Annotated in this window: 2 protein-coding genes; both read right to left on the bottom strand. The window is 50.6% G+C overall.

Translation table 11 applies throughout. From position 1 onward, the window contains the following. Positions 1-67: 67 nt before the first annotated feature. A complete protein-coding gene (locus tag COV46_00640) occupies positions 68-1,204 on the bottom strand; it encodes a hypothetical protein (GenBank protein PIR18277.1) in 1,137 nt (378 codons plus the stop codon). A 46-nt stretch (positions 1,205-1,250) separates the two neighbouring features. Then, complete coding sequence (locus tag COV46_00635; protein ID PIR18276.1) at positions 1,251-1,853, bottom strand: hypothetical protein; 603 nt, start codon at positions 1,851-1,853, stop codon at positions 1,251-1,253. Between the last annotated feature and the right edge of the window lie 131 nt (positions 1,854-1,984).

Below are 1,984 nucleotides of genomic sequence, written 5' to 3'. Positions count from 1 at the left end.
ATTGCCGCGCCCCTTCGGGGCTCGCAATGACAGAACAAGCAGGTTTTTAGAGGCGCCCTAAATTAGATCATTCACACACCGATTCGGCGTTCAAAATAAGATATTTGAGGACCTTAGCCTGATCTGCCGTTGCAGAACCGCCCGTTTCAATGTGGTATGATGTATAGAACACACAACCTTTTGCATCCTGTGTCCATCCTACCGTTATAGGCGCACCGACCGTACCTCCAAGACTCGATGTGTCACCGCTAACAAATGTTGTCACACCGCTGGCAACACTTGCGATAGGCATCCAGCTCCCAAGGTTAAAATCTATATCAACCGTAGTTTTACCCAGATATGTTTGAAGATCGGCATTGTCCGCATTTGCAGTTACGGTGCCGGTGGTGGTAGAACCGGTCCCATATGTAACCTTGTCCGGGAAAGCCGCTGTTACCCCTGGGTCTGACAGGTCAGAAAAATAGATATTATTTCCTGCTGCCACATATTCCTGGATCACTGTACTATAGGCCGACATGTCTGTTCCGCAATTTATAAATATGGAGTTATAAGGTGTAAGATTAGCGATATCAGAGAATGTTGTGCTCGCTAAACTTGCGTCTTGCACTACAAGATTGACCGCTTCGCATGCGGCGCTGCCTGTCATATCCTCCGGCACACTCTCGCTTCCCGTCAATGTACATCCTTTCATCTGCGACAGGAGCAGTTGAACACCGTCCCAGCTTCCCGTTATTACAAGCCACTTGGCTGTGATATTAGCCCCGGTTGCCGTTGTATCGGCCGCGGGGACAGCGGTTGTTGAATCAAGCGTCAGATCAGACGCAAAGGTAAGAGAGAAACCGGTCATGGTCACAGAGAACGTGTAGCTCCCAGAAGCTGTGCCAGCTTCACATGCGAACGAACCGTTGGCATCGGTCAAACACGTTGTCGTTGTGCTCTTTTCTACCGACTTTGAAACGCCGTCGGGGAGACCTTTGTAATAACCCGGCATAGCCGTTCCTGCCCCGCTGGTCGTATTCTTCACTTCCGCGCCTACCACCGGCGTAAGATCGGCGGCGGTAACGGTACCGCAAACAAGGGCCTGACCGCTTACGGATGTGCAATCCGCGGTCCCGGTAGTACCGCTAGAACTACTGCCTCCTCCACACGACACAGCAAGTCCAAACATCAGGACCGCCACTACCGCCATTACCTTCTTTGTCATATAGCCTCCTTTTGCCGTCGCCTTTATAGCGTCGGGCTGTGTTTTTTTACTGACACGTTATTGTATACTCAACGAACGATTGCGTGTAAGAACCGGTAATATTCGCAAAAAGCACAACTGCCTGATCGGTCATGAACTGACCGAATCCGCTGAATGTATTCGTTGCAGAGACATTCCCGGTCACCGCATTGTTCATAAAATTATAACCCTTCCAATCGGGACCGATGCTCCCCGTTCCGGGAACAAGCGAAACCGTTATCGTCTTTCCGCCGGTAGCCGTATTGCTCGGGGTTATATTTAAGCCTCGAGCGGCATAGGGAGCCATGTCGGCAAAGCCCCCCTGCGCGTAGTTAAGAGTACACGCGCTTGCATCCACAAGTATCTCGGTAAGCGAATCAAGCGCGTCGTCTACCGTGTTCGCCTGCATCAAGTTGCTTGCGAATCCGGTGGTCGTTTCGCCGGAACGCCCGAACTGGGAGGCGTTGTTGTGCTCAAAAAGCCTCTGGTCCAGAAAATCGAAAAAGACCGCCGGCAACGTATTTGTACTCCCGAACGAATTTGCAAATGACGTGCTCATAAGGTCATAGATCTGGCCTCTGGGCGGCGAATATTTGTTGGCAGTTGAAGCGCCTTCTATCCACGACCTCATGTTCTCCAACATGCTGGCAACGTAGTCATACTTATCGCTCCCATATTAAACCCGCTGCATAGCGAGCGATTTGAAGGGAAGTCGCTTAGCAGATAAGAATATTCTAAAAAGTTATCCATAAGGGTTAGGCA

Source organism: Deltaproteobacteria bacterium CG11_big_fil_rev_8_21_14_0_20_49_13, from assembly GCA_002796305.1.
Lineage (GTDB): Bacteria > UBA10199 > UBA10199.
Note: the sequence above shows the minus strand (reverse complement) of the source record. Positions and strands in the feature narration are given on the sequence as shown.